Raw genomic sequence first — 16,484 nt, forward strand, 5'->3', positions numbered from 1 at the left:
AGGTGCTCGTGGATGGTGTGAATGTCAGAAACTATAAGCAGCAGGCACTCCATAACAAAATCGGGTATGTCCCTCAGAGAGCCGTGCTTTTCAGCGGTACAGTGGCATCCAACGTTTCGTATGGCGATAGCGGAAGAGCAGAAGCTTCGGAGAAACTCATCCAAGTAGCCGTAGGGATTGCCCAAGGCACGGAATTTGTCGAAAAAATGGACGGTCAGTATCAGGGACGGATTTCACAAGGTGGAGCGAACGTATCAGGCGGTCAAAAGCAGCGGCTGTCCATTGCGCGTGCCATCTACCGCCAGCCGGAGATTTATATCTTCGATGATTCCTTCTCGGCACTGGACTACAGAACAGACCGGATTCTGCGCTCCGCTCTCAAAAAAGAAACCGACCATGCTACGACACTCATTGTTGCTCAGCGCATAGGCACCATTAAGGACGCTGACCGGATTATCGTACTGGACCAGGGTGAGGTTGTAGGGAACGGCACACATGAAGAGCTGATGGCGAACTGCAGCACCTATCAGGAGATCGCTTATTCGCAGCTTTCGAAGGAGGAACTCGTACATGGATAAGAATGAACAAACCGTCGACAGCCAGCATATGAAAACGAAACAGCGAGGTCCCATGGGTGGAGGTCCTGCGGGGGGCATGGGTGCTGGTGAAAAAGCGAATGATTTTAAAAAGACCATCAGCCAGCTTTTATCCTACATCAAGGCCTATGTGCCCATCATTATACTCTCTATGGTGCTGGCCCTGGTCGGTTCCGCCTTCAACGTCATTGGTCCGGGTAAGCTCAGCGATATTGCCAACCTGATCCAGGAAGGAATCGTAACAGGGGTTGATGTGAGTGCTGTCCAGAAAATTGTTCTTGTTTTGGTACTTTTGTATGGTCTTGGTCTTATCTTTAACTATTTCCAAGGCTTCATTACGGCGACCGTGTCACAGCGTCTTACAAAGAAGATGCGGACAGAGCTGTCCCGAAAAATCAATCATATGCCTTTAAAATATTTTGATGCTACGAGCTATGGTAATGTACTCAGCCGTGTGACCAACGATGTCGATACCATCGGACAAACGTTAAACAACAGTCTCGGCACGCTTGTCAGCGCGCTGGCAACCTTCGTAGGCGCCTTGATTATGATGCTGTATACAAACTGGATCATGACCGTTACCGGGATTGTAGCTACGCTGATCGGTTTTTCCCTGATGACCGTGATTATGAAGCATTCACAGAAATATTTTGTAGCACAGCAAGCGGAACTTGGCCAGATCAACGGTCATATCGAAGAAACCTATGCCGGTCATAACGTAGTCAAGGTATATAACGGAGAAAAAGCAGCCAAGGAAGAGTTCCATGGCATTAACAGCCGCTTATATACAAATGCATGGAAATCCCAGTTCATGTCTGGCCTGATGATGCCAGTCATGATGTTCATCGGGAATTTCGGTTATGTCGCGGTCTGTGTCGTGGGCGCTTTGCTGGTGAACCAACATGCTATAACGATCGGAACTATTGTGGCCTTCATGGTGTATATTCGTCTGTTTACACAGCCCTTGTCACAGCTGGCACAGGCCGCAACCAATCTGCAATCGGCGGCTGCCGCCAGTGAACGTGTATTCGAATTTCTGGGTGAAGAAGAATTGGCGGATGAGAGCGACAAGACCAAGAAGCTGGACAACGCCAAAGGGGATGTCGAATTCAAGCATGTCCGTTTCGGTTATAACCAAGACCGTATGATTATCAAAGACTTCTCCATGAAAGCTGAAGCCGGTCAGAAAATTGCCATTGTTGGTCCGACAGGCGCCGGTAAGACGACGCTCGTGAATTTACTCATGCGGTTCTATGAGCTGAACGGCGGAGAAATCTATATTGACGGAACCCCGATCAGCCAATTAACACGTGAGAATATTCATGAATTATTCTGTATGGTGCTGCAGGATACCTGGCTGTTTGAAGGAACGATCCGTGAGAATATCGCCTTTTCCAAAGAGCAGGTTACCGATGAACAGGTGGAAGCCGCATGTAGAGCGGTGGGGCTGCACAGCTTCCTTAAAACACTGCCGCAGGGCTATGATACAGTGCTGGACGACAAAGCCAATCTCTCTGCTGGTCAAAAGCAATTGATTACCATTGCAAGAGCCATGATTGAAGATGCACCCATGCTCATTCTAGATGAGGCCACAAGCTCGGTCGATACGCGTACGGAATTGCTGATCCAACAAGCGATGGACCGGCTTACCGTAGGGAAAACCTCCTTTGTGATTGCCCACCGCCTCTCGACGATTAAGAACGCCGATATGATTCTGGTCATGAAGGACGGTGACATTATCGAAACAGGTAACCACGAGGAACTGCTGGCTAAAGGCGGCTTCTATGCCGATCTATACAATAGTCAGTTTGAACATGCATCCTAAAAAATAACCAGTCTCTATTTGAAAAAAACATGATAGTAGTCACTAATAGCATATCAGGGTAAAAGAGAGACGTGTCTGGATGATCGCTGCGAAGGGCGATCCAGACACGTTTTTGGTGTGCTCAAAAGCTGTCCGATGTTCGGCGATCAGCTTGTTTATTATGTTTTTTCATAGTTGCTAGAATTTCCAAGCCCATATTATCTGATTGCTCATTATGAGTACCCAGTTGCTCATATGAATCATTCGATTGCTCATTTTGAGCAATCGGTAAATTTCCACTTGGGATGGTTTTTTGTAAAGCGTAACCTTCTAGCGAGAAACCAAGCATTTCAAGCTTGCGCTGAAATTGCAAGATTTACGTGATAGTGATTTGTATGGTCGAATTTTTTCTTGGGATCAAGATTTTTCGGCTTTCCATTAGACCAATCAACTGTTATATTCAGACGTTTACTGTTATACTTCATTATTGTTATAATACAATAAATTTCATAGTACAGTATAGAACACAGGAGATGATTGGATTGGAATACAAATTTTCCGGTATGGCTCGTACTCAGGGCTCGTCCATCGTTAGGGACATTTTGAAGCTGACACAGGGAACAGAAGTGTTATCCCTGGCAGGTGGTCTTCCGGCCGATGCCTTTTTTCCCATCGAAGCCGTTGCTAAAGCCTATGAGCGGGTATTCCGTCTCGGCGGTACTACCGCGCTTCAATACGGTCTAACCGATGGATATATTCCTCTACGGGAACGCCTTACAACCATAATGGCATCCCAAGGCATCTCCGTCACCAGAGATAACATCATCATGACGACGGGCTCACAGCAGACTATCGATCTGGTTTCGCGTGTGCTGCTTGATCCGCAGAATACTGTATTGGTGGAGTCCCCTACTTATTTGGCAGCTCTTCAGGTGTTTAAGTCCTATGGCGCCAACATTGTAAGTGTAAATACAGACTCCAACGGTATGCAATTAGATGATCTTGAAGCCAAGCTCAAGGAATATCAGCCTAAATTCGTGTATGTCATCCCAACTTTCTCCAACCCGGCGGGGAGTGTATGGAGCATGGATCGCAGAGTAGGCGTTGTTGAGCTATGCCGTAAATACGGAACTTTGATTTTTGAGGATGATCCTTACGGACGTCTCAAATTTGACGAAAACCTTAACTTCCCTACCCTTTTATCCATTGACCAGCAGCAAGGTGAAGATAGTCATGTCATGTACACCTCTACGTTCTCCAAAACCGTTGCTCCTGGTGTTCGTTCTGGATGGCTGGTTGCTGATCAAGCGATTGTCAATAAAGTCTCGAAGGCCAAACAATCTGCTGATCTGCACTCCAGCAGTATCGATCAACGTGCTTTAAATGAGCTCTTGGACTTTTTTGATTTGGATGGACATATTCGTACCGTATCCAGCGAATATCACTCTCGTATGCTACGCCTCACAACACTGATGAAAGAACGTCAATGGGAAGGCATTACGTGGAATGATGCACTTGGCGGCATGTTTATGTGGGTCACTTTACCCGAAGGCTTCCGTTCCGATCGCTTGCTGGAACTGGCCATTCAGGAAGGCGTCGCATTTGTGCCAGGACAAGTATTTTATGCTGATCTGAGCGGTAGTAACCATATGCGGATCAACTTTACGCATACCGATCCTTCACTGCTTCCTGAAGCGGTTAACCGTTTGGATCGGGCATTGAAGATATATACAGAGGAAAGATTGGAAAAAAGCGCGCGCTGATGAAGGTTGGCAGGCACCCACGCGAGAACGCTTCGCGAATCCTTTGGTCTTACGATCGCTGCGTTTCTCCGGATTCAAATGCTCCGCTACGCTGACTACGTGCCTCATCCCCGGACGTTTTTACGATAGAGGGAATGAGTAGATAAAAAAACAGAATGAAATAGACCTAAATATACACGTACACTGCGTAAAATACGGTATACAAAAAAGGTTCAAGCCTGATTCCCAAAGGAATATGGCTTGAACCTTTTTTTGTAATTCATTAAATACATTTGGATTCCATGTTTTCATGCAAACAGTCATTTAAAAGGTTAACATCATACATTTTAAGGTGTTGCAGTGTGGAAAGTTTTCCGTAAGCCGGGTTCTGTGCTATTCGTGGTTCAGACGGGAACTACCCTCCCACTACAAGCGACAATCATCTATCTAGGCCGAATATTGCTATCCGGCTCCAGCGACCAACCTAGACACGCCTCGGGCTAAGGCCGCTTCGCGAAGAAGCTGTGTCCCATTAGGTCTTGCTCCAGATGGGGTTTACCAGGAACGAAGTCACCAGCGTTCCTCGGGGTCTCTTACACCTCGGTTCCATCCTTGCCTGTGCCGCAAGCGGCCATCGGCGGTCCATTTCTGTGGCACTATCCTTCAACTCGCGCTGACTGGACGTTATCCAGCATCCTGCCCTATGGAGCCCGGACTTTCCTCTCGCGGTTCACACCGCCAGCGATTGTCTGTTAAACTTTCCGAACAACATTACATAGTATACAGGGAACGCACGCTCGACACAACCCTAAAAATATTGTAAATTAGCAAGCTTCCTTTATTTGTTCAAATAAAACGGGTGTACCTTCTTTTGTAACGTATCATCTGCCACAAAATAAGTAGAGCGACCCACGTATAACGGAATATGAAGCTTACTAAATTCAGGTATGCCTTCATCCAGAAAGAGTCATCATCCCGGTAAGTTTGCTGTATCTCACCGACAATCCAATCATGATCTCCATAGGTATGACTATCCACCACTTTACACTCATAAGCAAGATAAGCATCCAGCAATACAGGGACATCCACAGAAATTCCGTCCTCATATGCAATCTCGAAATGTTGAAACATGGATCGCAGGATCAGCAATTAAAGTTCGCATACAACCTCTCCCCTATGAACTAAAAGTAATGAAACACTTTCATCTTCTCATAGAAGTTAAGCTTTTACAAAAATTGAAAAGGCTCTGTATTCACCTCAGATACATGTACTTCCGTAGAGTATCGGCCTTCTTCCAACCGTTTGCGCATCCATTCTGCGGTTTTAGGCTTCATAATCTTCTCTGCGTTATGACCAGGGTCAATGATGGCAATGCCAGCCATAAGGGCATCCTGAGCCGTGTGATAGTCGATATCACCCGTAACTAAGACATCAGCCCCTTTGAAAATCGACTTGTTTACATAGCGGCTGCCAGAGCCTCCGAGCACGGCTGCTTTTTTAATTGTACGGTCCAAGTCGCCCACTACACGTACATGCTCGACGTTGAAGCCTTCTTTCACATCATTGACAAACTCGCGTAACGTGCGGGCTTCCTTGAGCTTCCCCACCCGTCCCAGGCCAAATGTGCGGCCCTGCAAATCCATATGGTACAGGTCATAGGCCACCTCTTCATAAGGATGAGCTTTGAGCATCGCCTGGACAACTTTGTTGCGCACACCCTGTGGTACAACGGTCTCTATGCGTACCTCTTCGCTGCGTTCCATTTTACCCGGCTCACCCAAAAACGGCTGTGTGCCTTCACCCGGCACGAAAGTTCCGTAGCCATCAATGTTAAAGCTGCAATGGCTGTAATTGCCGATATGTCCGGCTCCCGCACCCAACACAGCGTCCAACACCCGTTGATGATGTGTTTTCGGTACGAAAACGACGAGCTTGAACAATTGCTCCGTGTGGACATCCTCCAGCGTACCTTCACTTTGAATGCCCAAAGCCTCGGCCATCCAGTCATTCATACCGTCCTCTGCCGTATCCAGATTCGTGTGACTGATGTAGACGGCAATATCGTTCTTGATCAGCTTTTCATACAATCTGCCTGCGGGCTGATCCGTATTCAATGCTTTGAGTGGACGGAATATGATAGCATGGTGGGCAATAATCAGGTCGGCCTTTACACGGATCGCCTCTTCCACAACCTCATCATTGACATCCAGAGCTACCAGTATGTTTTTGATCTCTTTTTGCAGACTGCCAAGCTGAAGCCCGATTCTGTCGTCCGGAACTGCCAAATATTTTGGAGCCAACTGTTCCATATAGCTAATTACCGTTTGTCCTTTGGCAAACATGCAAGTACCTCCTTTAGCTGTTCAATTTGCTTACGTAATTGTTCCTGCTTTTGCTGCGCCGATTCCTGCTCTGATCGCGCCAACTGCGCAAGGACATTTTGGAGCTTATGAATTTCCAGCTTCCATTTACGGAAAAAGACTTCGTTGGGCTCTCTGACCAGCAACGGTCCAAGCTGTTCCAGCCAATTCTGCGTCAATACTAGCGAGCTGCCGCTAAGGGCTAACGGTCGGTATAGCTCGTCCTGCTTCACAGGACTATCCGACACGGGTACAGCCGTCAAAACTTCATATATCTTTCCGTCTTCTTCCATAATATGCTCGCCTGTCAATACCCATTGATGCTCGATCAGCCATCGGCGCAAAATATCCTCGCCTACGTTTGGCTGTAAAATAAGCCGCTTCACTGAATCCAACTTGTCTTTCCCCTGCTCCAAAATGGAAGCGATTAAGGCACCACCCATGCCGGCTATCGTAATAATATCAACCTCATGGGCTGTAATTACGGCCAAGCCGTCGCCTCTTCTAACCGTTATGCGGTCAGTAAGACCTGCTTCGGCGACCTGCTTTTGAGCCGCTCGCAACGGCCCATCATTGACTTCGCCCGCCACAGCTTGCGTTACCCGACCACTTCGCACCGCAGCCACAGGCAAAAGCCCATGGTCAGAGCCAATATCCGCTAATCTGCTCCCGGCAGGAATTTGTTCCATAATATATTGTAATCGTTGTGAAAGCTTCATGACGTCACCCACGTAATCCATTTTTTTCGAGTCCAAAATAAAATTCCTACAACAATAGCCAACTTCAATAAGGCGTACAACACAACATCTCCCGGCGCTTGTTGGCGCAGCACGATCATGTCTGCTTCAGGCATGAAAACCAGTGTCATTCCGATAGCAAAATAAACCGAAGCCAGACGTGAAAAGCGACGATGTACCCACCAGCTTAACCATACCAGCAATGCTGCATGTAAAATCCAAAATCCCTCCAGCATTACGTGAGAAGCCGTAGGCCAGTAGCGGCCTATAAGCACTGCGTACACCAGAAGCAGCGCAATAAAGCCACAGTAGTGAAGCAAGCTGATACGCAGGGTTAAGCCCACAAGGCACCATACCAGCCCGCACAGACCGACAAGAACCAGAAACCAAAATTTAGGTTCACCTTGGTGAAGCTGAATAATCCACACACCTGAACCCAGCATAATCACACTGCCCAAGGTACTCAGCATGGCGCTCATGCTCTGCTCTGAAGAACGCCAAACAGCGGCTACTCCATAGCAGATCGCGATTACTGCACATGCCGAGAATATTTGCATTGCCAACGGAAAAGCGGTAAAATAAAAACCGATCAAACAAATGCAGGAAATAATGACAAAACCAAGAAGCCAGGCGATTCCATGCCCGTTTCTAAGATATGTAAGCAGCCCGGTGCTACTGTGGCTTTGGCTCTGTGACGGATTTTCGTCCTCTCGATAGAGATTAGACAAAAAATCGCAATATTGCTCAGGGAGCAGCCGACTTCGCCGCCAATGCTCAATTTCATGTAACAGTATTGCCCGTTTTTTCTCCTGGTCCAAGCTTTTCCCCTCCACCAAGGCTGCCATGGGATAAAAAAAGACCCTCTGCGCGCTCCAAGCCGCAGAAGGTCCGCAATGTTACGCTTCTATTCGAGGAAATCCTTCAGTCGCTTACTGCGGCTTGGATGGCGCAGCTTACGCAGCGCTTTAGCCTCAATCTGACGAATACGTTCGCGTGTAACACCGAATACTTTACCCACTTCCTCAAGGGTTCTGGTTCTACCGTCGTCCAAACCAAAACGGAGACGCAATACGTTCTCTTCCCGTTCGGTCAACGTATCCAGCACATCCTCAAGCTGTTCCTTCAGAAGTTCATAGGCAGCCGCATCCGCAGGCGCCAGCGCTTCCTGGTCCTCAATGAAATCCCCCAAATGTGAATCATCTTCTTCACCAATTGGCGTTTCCAATGAAACCGGTTCTTGGGCAATTTTCATAATTTCCCGTACTTTCTCCACGCTCAGCTCCATCTCCGCAGCCACTTCTTCCGGCGTAGGTTCACGCCCCAGCTCTTGCAACAGTTGACGAGATACCCGAATCAACTTGTTGATCGTTTCCACCATGTGCACAGGAATACGGATTGTTCTTGCCTGATCAGCTATAGCGCGCGTAATGGCCTGACGAATCCACCAGGTTGCATACGTACTGAATTTAAATCCTTTTTCGTAATCAAATTTTTCTACTGCCTTAATCAGACCCATGTTACCTTCCTGAATCAGATCCAGGAAAAGCATTCCACGGCCAACATAACGCTTGGCAATACTTACAACCAGACGCAAATTCGCTTCTGCGAGTCGACGTTTGGCTTCTTCATCACCATTGTTGATCCGTTTCGCCAGCTCCACCTCATCATCAGCGGAAAGAAGCGGTACACGGCCGATTTCCTTCAAGTACATCCGGACCGGATCATTGATTTTAATACCGGGAGGCAGGCTCAGATCGTCATCGTAGTTAAAGTCATCCCCGTCGTTGTTTTCCGGGTCGTCGTTTTGACGCAATCTGGTAACTTCTTCGTCGTTATCGTTTACAACCTCAATCCCCAAGTCACCCAGCTGCTCATAAAACTCATCCATTTGCTCGGGGTCCTGATCAAACGACGATAGTTTTTCCATGATATCTTTGTAGTTCAGAGAGGAACTTTTTTTACCCAACTCAATCAATTGATCCTTAACCTGATCCAGTGTCAGTTCCGTCTCCAGTTCAGTATGCTGATCATTCGCCATCTTTCGACTCCCTCCTCCCTAGAAACATCCGACCTCTGTGTGTTCATTGTCTCTCTAGGGCTATAATCTCACTTGCAATTTGTGCTGCACGCAAAAAGTCACCTAAGCGCTCAGCGGCTCTCATCTCTTCCCTCTTCAGATCCAGTTGCTCCTGCAATGGAAATTTGCGCACCTGATGAATATAATCGTCCAAAATGTGCGGTGCCCATACGCCTGGAGCATCCATCATCATGATCGAGCTTACGTTTTTCTCCAGCCGATCATCTTGCAAAGATGAAATAAAGCGGCTTGTATCTGGTAACTTTCCTTGTGCGTAATAGGCGTATAGATAAGCAGCAATTGCTGCATGATCCTCAATATTAAAGGCGTCCCCCAGATGTTGTTCTACATACTGTGCAGCTTCTAAATCCTGCATCATCCAGTGAAGCAATCTGCGTTCCGCAACATGGTAAGCCGGCAGCAAATTTGGTGTAACGACCTGCCCTTTTTTATGCCTACCATTATTCCACCGATTTTCGTTATTATCCCCAAAGTCCTGTTTTTTTTGCAGGGACTGGCGGAGTAAATTACATTCTTGCTTTAAGGTTTCAAAATCCACCTTGACTTCGGCTGACACTTCGCGCAAATACACTTCCCGCTCGGTCGGGGATGACAGAGGTGCAATGACATTTAATGCTTCGCGGGAATACGCGATTCTTCCTTCTTCCTCTTGCAGTATATGGTTTTTTTTCAGATATATAAGCTTAAATTTCACCGTTGAAACGGCACTTTCGATAATTTGGCGCTGAAACCTTTCCCCGCCGTATTGCCGGATAAAATCATCCGGGTCCATACCGTCGCTGACCAGCGCTACTTTAACGTGAAGCCCCGCATTTTCCAGCAACGGAAAATTTTTAAGCGCAGCAGCTTGTCCTGCCCGGTCACCATCATAGCAAATAATGACCTCGTCGCACAGCCCCTTTAACATCGTAGCATGATGCTCCGTCAAAGCTGTGCCCATAGCGGCCACCCCGTTCTGCACACCTGCCTCCCAAGCTGAGATAACATCGCCGTATCCTTCAAAAAGGACACTCTGACGAAGCTTGCGAATCGAAGTCTTGGCATGGTGGAGATTGTACAGTGTCCGGCTCTTGTTGAACAGTTTGGTTTCCGGTGAATTCAAATATTTGGGCTGTCCTTCACCAAGAATGCGGCCCGCAAAGGCAATTACTTTTCCATTTCGGTTCCAAATAGGAAAGATAATGCGATCCCTGAACCGATCCACATACCCATCATCCTCATGTCGGGGAGAGATAAGCCCGCCCTTTTCCATCTCAACAGGATCGAAGGAACGCTTCTCCAGAAACTGGACAATCGTATCCCATCGGTTAGGTGCATAGCCAATTTGAAATTGATCAATGATCTTGTCAGTAAATCCCCTTGACCGCAAATACTCGATAGCTGGTTTGCCATGCTCCGTATTCTTAAGGAGAAAATGGTACATCTTAGATGTTAGCTCGTACGCTTGCAACAACCTGTCCAACTCAGGATGCTGATGCGTTGACTCACGTCCCTGCCATTCGCCGAGAGGGATATGACTTTCTTCCGCCATTGTTCTGACAGCTTCGGGAAAGGATAGTCCTTCGATTTCCATCATAAATTTGATGGCATTGCCTCCCGCGCCGCAGCCGTAGCAGTAAAAAATCTGACGATCCGGTGTCACGGTGAATGAAGGGGTTTTTTCGGAATGAAAAGGACAGAGGCCTTTCATATACTTCCCCTGCTTGGTCAAATGCACGTACTTGCTTACCGTATCTACGATATCATGATGCTGTAAAACCGACTCAATGATATCGTCCGGTATGTTGCCTTGTCCAGCACTCATGTTAACCACCTTCATCTCTTTAGCACGTAAATATAATTCGATATCGTTATTCATTCTCCTGCAAGAAGAGTAAAAGTTTTGTCAGTTTATGTTGAAAAAATTCACGATCCTCTGATGTAAACGGTTTAGGACCCTTTCCATAACGTCCTTTTTTCCTTTCCTTGGCAGAAGTATGACGGCGATCGAGCATAAAATCAATCGAATCGTTTCGATACATCGTTCCGCGAAAGGACATAACCTCACAGCCTTTAGCCAAAGCGAGTGCCGCAAGACCATAATCGTTGGTGGTTACAATATCCCCTCGACGGATATGATTAGCAATATAGAGATCAGCGCTTTGGTCGCTCCGGTCCACTTTTACGACGGTCACGCCTCCGCTGCCCTGGATAAGATGATCATATGAAGATACCATAATAACCTGAACATGAAAACGGGAAGCTGTATCCGCAATTTCGCTTTTGACAGGACAAGCGTCTCCGTCAACAACGATCCGCACATCCGATAAACCCCCGGATATTCCCACAAGCATCCCCCATCTCCATCCGGATTCGAGTAAAATACGGAACGGCTGCAAGATCGCTCTTACACCGTTCCGTATATTTATACCCATTTTTTCAAGTTATTCATACTATTACAGCTACGATTAGCCCACGAGTTTGGAAAAATCGGCAAAACGCTTCAGCTCTCTATCAATGGCGGCCAGCAATGCCAAACGGTTATTACGGATCGCATCATCCTCAGCCATAACCATTACGGAATCAAAGAACGCTGTCACCGAAGGAGTAATGGACGAAGCAAGTGCTAAAGCTCGCGTAGCATCGCCTTCCTGCAAGGCAGTATGATAAGATTCATAAACGCCGTACCATGTTTCATAGAGCGCTTTTTCACCCTGTTCCGTAAATTCACCCGTATTAACTGATGCATGAACAGCTTTTGCAGCCAAATTGCCTACACGGTTAAACGACTCTACCGTTGCTTTAAAGGTATCTCCCGTTTGTACCGCACTCATCAGGGCGGCTCCGCGATCAACGACAGAAGCAACATCATCGAATCCGGCAGCAAGCACAGCGTCTACGACGTCATAACGAAGCGTCTCGGACAACAGTTTTTTCACACGCAAACCAAAGAATTCATGTAACTCTTTACGAATTTCATCGGCAGAACGTTTCATATTTCCAAGGTTGTCGTGTACGTCAAGTGCAATATTGAACACATCAGACAAAGTTGCCGAAAGATTACGATCCAGTAAAATCTGCACAATACCTGCGGCCTGGCGACGAAGCGCATAAGGATCCTGCGAGCCTGTCGGTATAATACCGATGGAGAAACAGCCGGTGATCGTATCTATTTTGTCAGCAATACTCACAATAGCTCCAGCGTTCGTAGAAGGAACCCTTTCTCCGGCAAAACGCGGCTGATAGTGCTCAAACACCGCTCTCGCCACTTCTTCCTTCTCTCCAGCCTTACGAGCATAGTCCTCACCCATAACACCTTGCAGTTCCGGGAATTCATATACCATTTGCGTTACCAGATCAAACTTACAAATATCTGCTGCCCGGCTAACCGACTCCTGTGTATCGGGGGAAACCCGCAGCTTCTCAGCTAAAGCATCGGCAATGCGGCGAATCCGCCGTACCTTGTCTCCAACCGTACCCAATTCCTCGTGGAAAACGATACTTTCCAGCTTGGAGAGCGCATCCTTGATTTCCAGTCTCTGATCTTCTTCATAAAAGAATTTGGCATCAGATAGCCGCGCGCGCAATACTTTTTCGTTCCCTTTGGAAATGACATCCAGCGATTGACTTCCACCGTTACGTACCGTAACAAAGTATGGCAGCAGCTCTCCCGCACGATCCAGCACCGGGAAATAGCGTTGATGCTCACGCATGGAAGTAATCAGCACATCCTTCGGAATGTTGAGGAACGATGGATCAAAACCTCCAAACAGTACCGTCGGCGTTTCAACCAGATACAGCACTTCTTCCAGCAGATCATCCTTAACCGCGATCGTCCAGTCTTTTTCGGCTGCCAATGCTTCAATCTGCTTCACAATAATGGACTGGCGTTCCGCAATATCCACAATGACATGCTGTTTACGAAGCGCCTCAACATAGTCTGCCGGACTTTCCACAACAGTATCCTGCCCGAGAAAACGATGTCCTCTTGTCACATTCCCGGATTGAACCCCGGCAATTTCCAGGTTCACAATATCGTTACCAAACAAGGCGATCAACCAGCGGATTGGACGAACAAACTTAAAGTCATAGCTGGCCCAACGCATAAATTTAGGGAAGGTCATGGCATGCAAAATGTGCAATAAGCCTTCGGACAGCACTTCCGCTGTCGGTACACCTATACTGCTCTTGGTCGCGTAAATATACTCTACGCCTCCAAGCTCCTTGAATGTAAACTGTTCAGGATCAACACCTTGGCTACGGGCAAAGCCGAGAGCTGCCTTGCTCCAATTGCCGGCTTCATCAAGTGCGATTTTGCGGGAAGGACCCTTCACTTCTTCGTTAATATCTTCCTGCTTTTCGGCTACTTCCTTAACCAGCACTGCCAGACGACGAGGAGTAGCATAAGCTTCTACATCACCATGAGCAATACGTGAGCTGTCCAGCCATGCCGTCATACGCTCCTTTAACTGCTGAATCGCAGCAGGAATAAAACGGGCGGGCACTTCTTCCAAACCGATTTCAAACAGCATATCCTTAGACATGTGCCGTACCTCCTTTCTTCAACAACGGGAAGCCCAGCTTCTCGCGTTCCTCCAGATAAGTTGCAGCCACCTGACGGGCCAAATTCCGTACACGCATAATAAATCCGGTTCGTTCCGTTACACTGATTGCCCCGCGGGCATCCAGCAAGTTGAACGCATGAGAGCATTTCAGCACATAATCGTAGGCTGGAAATACAAGGTGCTGCGCCATGGCTTTATTCGCTTCTTCTTCATACATATTAAAAAGGGTGAAAAGCATTTTGACATCAGATACTTCAAATGTATATTTAGAATGCTCAAATTCAGGCTGGTGGAAAACATCACCATACGTGATGCCATTAACCCACTCGAGATCGAATACGTTCTCCTTGTCCTGAATGTAGGACGCAAGACGCTCCATACCATACGTAATTTCAACCGCAACCGGACTGGCATCGATACCGCCCACTTGCTGAAAATACGTGAATTGGGTAATTTCCATACCGTCCAGCCATACTTCCCAACCTAATCCCCATGCTCCCAGCGTTGGCGCTTCCCAGTTGTCTTCAACGAAGCGAATATCATGTTCCAGAGGATTAATACCAAGGCGGCTCAAGCTCTCCAGATACAATTCCTGAATGTTATCAGGCGATGGCTTCAAAACAACCTGAAACTGGTGATGCTGATACAGACGGTTCGGGTTCTCCCCATAACGACCATCTGCGGGACGGCGGGATGGCTCAACATAAGCTACGTTCCACGGCTCAGGTCCAATCGAACGTAAATACGTCATTGGGTTCATTGTGCCTGCCCCTTTTTCCGTGTCATACGGCTGTACAATAATACAGTTGTGCTCAGCCCAAAATTGTTGCAGTGTCAAAATCATCTGCTGAAAATTCATGGTACACCCTTCCCTTCCAAATTACCTTAAATGGTGGTGATCCTTCCTCATAAAGCTTCTATGTACAGGGCTACCAGCTTCCAACAAGCCTCGCCAGAGACAGCAAAAAGCCCCCGCCTCTACGCCTGTACAGACGTAGGGACGAGAGCTGACTCCCGCGGTTCCACCCTACTTGATTGCAGTCCTCCATCACCAGCCAGACCGTAATCCTCTTTTCCGTGTCCAATCAGATGCTCCCGAGTGCCTTGTTCACGAAGATTTCCCGCCAGGCTCACACCGTCCCCGACTCGCTTACTCTAGAGAATAAACTCCGCTACTTTCTCGTTCAATGCCTCTGCTCCCGAAGGAGATATAGTAGAATATTACACGTTTTCAGCAGCACAGTCAAGGGAGCAAGAGGTTTCACATATCATACTTGTCGAGCTGGTCCAGAAAATTACGGGTTTTCAGCTTGACCTCCAGCTGCATGTCCATAAACTGGCGCATGACATGTTTGATTTCCAGCTTGGTCGAGTCCTTCACATCAATGTTGCCGAGCCGGTTTAAATCCATTCTCGCAAACAAACGCAACAGCTTCAACGTACGCGGTGTGACACTCAATGCAGCCGGATCAAAATGCTTATAGCCTCGACACAAAACTCCGCCCAGCCTCGGACTGATAAACATATCTTCATCAGCACACTGTTGTCCGCTGGAAATACAGGCATCAAGCTGGGGAGCATATCCGGCCGCCTGCAATATTTTAAATTCATAAATGCTCATGACGATCAGCGGATCTTTGCCGCTCTCCAACGCTTCCAGACATGCTTTAAGCTGCTTAAACCAGAAGGTGCCCGTTTCTTCATCATGTAGTACCCGTTCGAGCAATTCACAGGCATATGAGGCGTAAGCAGCCTTGGTAATATCCTCGCGCAGTGTATGGTGGGATTGGATAATTTCACCGGCATTCAACGTTCCTAAGCCGGTATTTCGAAAAAACACAAATTCACCATACGTAAACGGCTGCGTTAAAGCGGCATGACGGCTTTTGGGCTTCTTGGCTCCTCTGACCAGCACGCCTGTCTTACCGCCGCTTTCGGTGCAAAGCGTAATAATTTTGTTCCCCTCACCGTAATCCATGCTGCGGATGACGATTCCTTCCACCCTGTAAAGCATGCCTCTTCCCCCAAACATTCGCGAAGAAGCCAGTGACTCGCGCTATTCACGGGCTTCTTCATGCTCGTCCGACTCTCCTTCATCCGTGTCTTGCTCCCTTGTCACGGCGCTCTCCCTGTATAACAGATACGCACCGACATCCCCAGTCATCGCAAAATACTTCCACGAAAAATCTCGCAATCGTATTCATCCTTTCTTCGGAAATGACGTTTGCATCTCAAAATTAGAATGATGCGAAGAGGTGGGAAGTATGCGATGAAATAAATGGATTGCTGTTAAAAATGGCACAGTGACAAGTTTGCACCGCTTCGCGAATGATTTGATCTTTCGATCGCTGTTACCCCTGAATTTATTTATATATGAAACATGAAAAGGTTTAAATTCAGGGGTAAAGGCGAACGCTGACGCTTCTTCAGATTCAAATCCTTCGCTCCGCTACAGCGTGCATACTGTGGCACAGAGCCTTTTAAAAGCAACCCTTATTTCATTGGCTGGAGGGAAGGGGGTTGGAAGTACCAAGAGCTAAACGCCGCACGTGCGCGGCGCTTTTGAATACCGAAGACACTACACTTCTCATGTATTAGGTAAG

At 47.5% G+C, this 16,484-nt stretch carries 16 protein-coding genes and 1 other RNA gene; 3 read left to right on the forward strand and 14 right to left on the reverse strand.

The features are described 5' to 3' along the window. Together QD47_RS04925 and QD47_RS04930 are read left to right on the forward strand one after the other, a co-directional pair. On the forward strand, positions 1 to 578 hold a 578-nt coding region (locus QD47_RS04925), incomplete at its 5' end, for an ATP-binding cassette domain-containing protein (RefSeq protein ID WP_044645069.1). Next, complete coding sequence (locus QD47_RS04930) at positions 571 to 2,421, forward strand: ABC transporter ATP-binding protein (protein ID WP_044645070.1); 1,851 nt, start codon at positions 571 to 573, stop codon at positions 2,419 to 2,421. The genes QD47_RS04925 and QD47_RS04930, both read left to right, overlap by 8 nt. A 121-nt stretch (positions 2,422 to 2,542) precedes the next feature. Here the strand turns inward: QD47_RS04930 and QD47_RS04935 are convergent, their stop codons facing one another. Beyond that, complete coding sequence (locus tag QD47_RS04935) at positions 2,543 to 2,773, reverse strand: hypothetical protein (protein WP_044645071.1); 231 nt, start codon at positions 2,771 to 2,773, stop codon at positions 2,543 to 2,545. Positions 2,774 to 2,942: 169 nt separating this feature from the next. On the opposite strand from QD47_RS04935, the gene QD47_RS04940 reads away from it, so the two are divergent. After that, on the forward strand, positions 2,943 to 4,163 hold the full coding sequence (locus QD47_RS04940; protein WP_044645072.1) for an aminotransferase-like domain-containing protein: 1,221 nt from the start codon (positions 2,943 to 2,945) through the stop codon (positions 4,161 to 4,163). Between the two features lie 341 nt (positions 4,164 to 4,504). Here QD47_RS04940 and rnpB read toward each other — a convergent pair. The 13 genes from rnpB to QD47_RS30505 form a co-directional block, all read right to left on the reverse strand. Further along, positions 4,505 to 4,903, reverse strand: an RNA gene (gene rnpB, locus QD47_RS29990) — RNase P RNA component class A. Positions 4,904 to 4,988: 85 nt separating this feature from the next. Next, entirely contained in the window at positions 4,989 to 5,273 is a 285-nt protein-coding gene (locus QD47_RS04945) for a flavin reductase (protein WP_235332185.1), read from the reverse strand. A 95-nt stretch (positions 5,274 to 5,368) separates the two neighbouring features. Next, a complete protein-coding gene (locus QD47_RS04950) occupies positions 5,369 to 6,484 on the reverse strand; it encodes a Nif3-like dinuclear metal center hexameric protein (protein ID WP_044645073.1) in 1,116 nt (371 codons plus the stop codon). Continuing rightward, entirely contained in the window at positions 6,460 to 7,221 is a 762-nt protein-coding gene (locus QD47_RS04955; RefSeq protein WP_044645074.1) for a tRNA (adenine(22)-N(1))-methyltransferase, read from the reverse strand. The genes QD47_RS04950 and QD47_RS04955 overlap by 25 nt, the downstream gene beginning before the upstream one ends. Continuing rightward, positions 7,218 to 8,057, reverse strand: coding sequence for a hypothetical protein (locus tag QD47_RS04960; protein ID WP_044645166.1), 840 nt, complete (start codon positions 8,055 to 8,057; stop codon positions 7,218 to 7,220). The genes QD47_RS04955 and QD47_RS04960 overlap by 4 nt, the downstream gene beginning before the upstream one ends. 86 nt (positions 8,058 to 8,143) lie before the next feature. Next, on the reverse strand, positions 8,144 to 9,277 hold the full coding sequence (gene rpoD / locus QD47_RS04965; protein ID WP_014282481.1) for an RNA polymerase sigma factor RpoD: 1,134 nt from the start codon (positions 9,275 to 9,277) through the stop codon (positions 8,144 to 8,146). A gap of 43 nt (positions 9,278 to 9,320) precedes the next feature. Then, a complete protein-coding gene (gene dnaG, locus QD47_RS04970; RefSeq protein ID WP_200893388.1) occupies positions 9,321 to 11,195 on the reverse strand; it encodes a DNA primase in 1,875 nt (624 codons plus the stop codon). Next, positions 11,188 to 11,670, reverse strand: coding sequence for a YaiI/YqxD family protein (locus QD47_RS04975; RefSeq protein ID WP_044645075.1), 483 nt, complete (start codon positions 11,668 to 11,670; stop codon positions 11,188 to 11,190). The genes dnaG and QD47_RS04975 overlap by 8 nt, the downstream gene beginning before the upstream one ends. Positions 11,671 to 11,784: 114 nt before the next feature. Beyond that, positions 11,785 to 13,860, reverse strand: a complete 2,076-nt coding sequence (glyS, locus tag QD47_RS04980; RefSeq protein WP_044645076.1) for a glycine--tRNA ligase subunit beta — start codon at positions 13,858 to 13,860, stop codon at positions 11,785 to 11,787. Beyond that, complete coding sequence (gene glyQ, locus QD47_RS04985) at positions 13,853 to 14,740, reverse strand: glycine--tRNA ligase subunit alpha (RefSeq protein ID WP_044645077.1); 888 nt, start codon at positions 14,738 to 14,740, stop codon at positions 13,853 to 13,855. Before glyQ ends, glyS begins: the two co-directional genes overlap by 8 nt. A 119-nt stretch (positions 14,741 to 14,859) precedes the next feature. Next, positions 14,860 to 15,015, reverse strand: a complete 156-nt coding sequence (locus tag QD47_RS32055) for a hypothetical protein (RefSeq protein WP_161797151.1) — start codon at positions 15,013 to 15,015, stop codon at positions 14,860 to 14,862. Positions 15,016 to 15,142: 127 nt separating this feature from the next. Continuing rightward, positions 15,143 to 15,895 carry a DNA repair protein RecO gene (gene recO, locus QD47_RS04990; protein ID WP_044645078.1) on the reverse strand — a complete coding sequence of 251 codons (753 nt, stop codon included), beginning with the start codon at positions 15,893 to 15,895 and terminating at the stop codon, positions 15,143 to 15,145. Between the two features lie 42 nt (positions 15,896 to 15,937). Next, entirely contained in the window at positions 15,938 to 16,075 is a 138-nt protein-coding gene (locus tag QD47_RS30505) for a YqzL family protein (protein WP_013372137.1), read from the reverse strand. Positions 16,076 to 16,484: the final 409 nt, after the last annotated feature.

Origin of the sequence: Paenibacillus terrae (assembly GCF_000943545.1) — a bacterium.
GTDB classification, from domain to species: Bacteria; Bacillota; Bacilli; order Paenibacillales; family Paenibacillaceae; genus Paenibacillus; species Paenibacillus terrae_A.

What these genes read in the sequence shown, in the direction of transcription:
- QD47_RS04930 (WP_044645070.1), top strand. Translation starts at nt 571, where the DNA reads ATGGATAAGAATGAACAAACCGTCGACAGCCAGCATATGAAAACGAAA.
- QD47_RS04945 (WP_235332185.1), bottom strand. Translation starts at nt 5,273, where the DNA reads ATGTTTCAACATTTCGAGATTGCATATGAGGACGGAATTTCTGTGGAT.
- QD47_RS04950 (WP_044645073.1), bottom strand. Translation starts at nt 6,484, where the DNA reads ATGTTTGCCAAAGGACAAACGGTAATTAGCTATATGGAACAGTTGGCT.
- QD47_RS04955 (WP_044645074.1), bottom strand. Translation starts at nt 7,221, where the DNA reads ATGAAGCTTTCACAACGATTACAATATATTATGGAACAAATTCCTGCC.
- rpoD (WP_014282481.1), bottom strand. Translation starts at nt 9,277, where the DNA reads ATGGCGAATGATCAGCATACTGAACTGGAGACGGAACTGACACTGGAT.
- dnaG (WP_200893388.1), bottom strand. Translation starts at nt 11,195, where the DNA reads ATGAATAACGATATCGAATTATATTTACGTGCTAAAGAGATGAAGGTG.
- QD47_RS04975 (WP_044645075.1), bottom strand. Translation starts at nt 11,670, where the DNA reads ATGCTTGTGGGAATATCCGGGGGTTTATCGGATGTGCGGATCGTTGTT.
- glyS (WP_044645076.1), bottom strand. Translation starts at nt 13,860, where the DNA reads ATGTCTAAGGATATGCTGTTTGAAATCGGTTTGGAAGAAGTGCCCGCC.
- glyQ (WP_044645077.1), bottom strand. Translation starts at nt 14,740, where the DNA reads ATGAATTTTCAGCAGATGATTTTGACACTGCAACAATTTTGGGCTGAG.
- recO (WP_044645078.1), bottom strand. Translation starts at nt 15,895, where the DNA reads ATGCTTTACAGGGTGGAAGGAATCGTCATCCGCAGCATGGATTACGGT.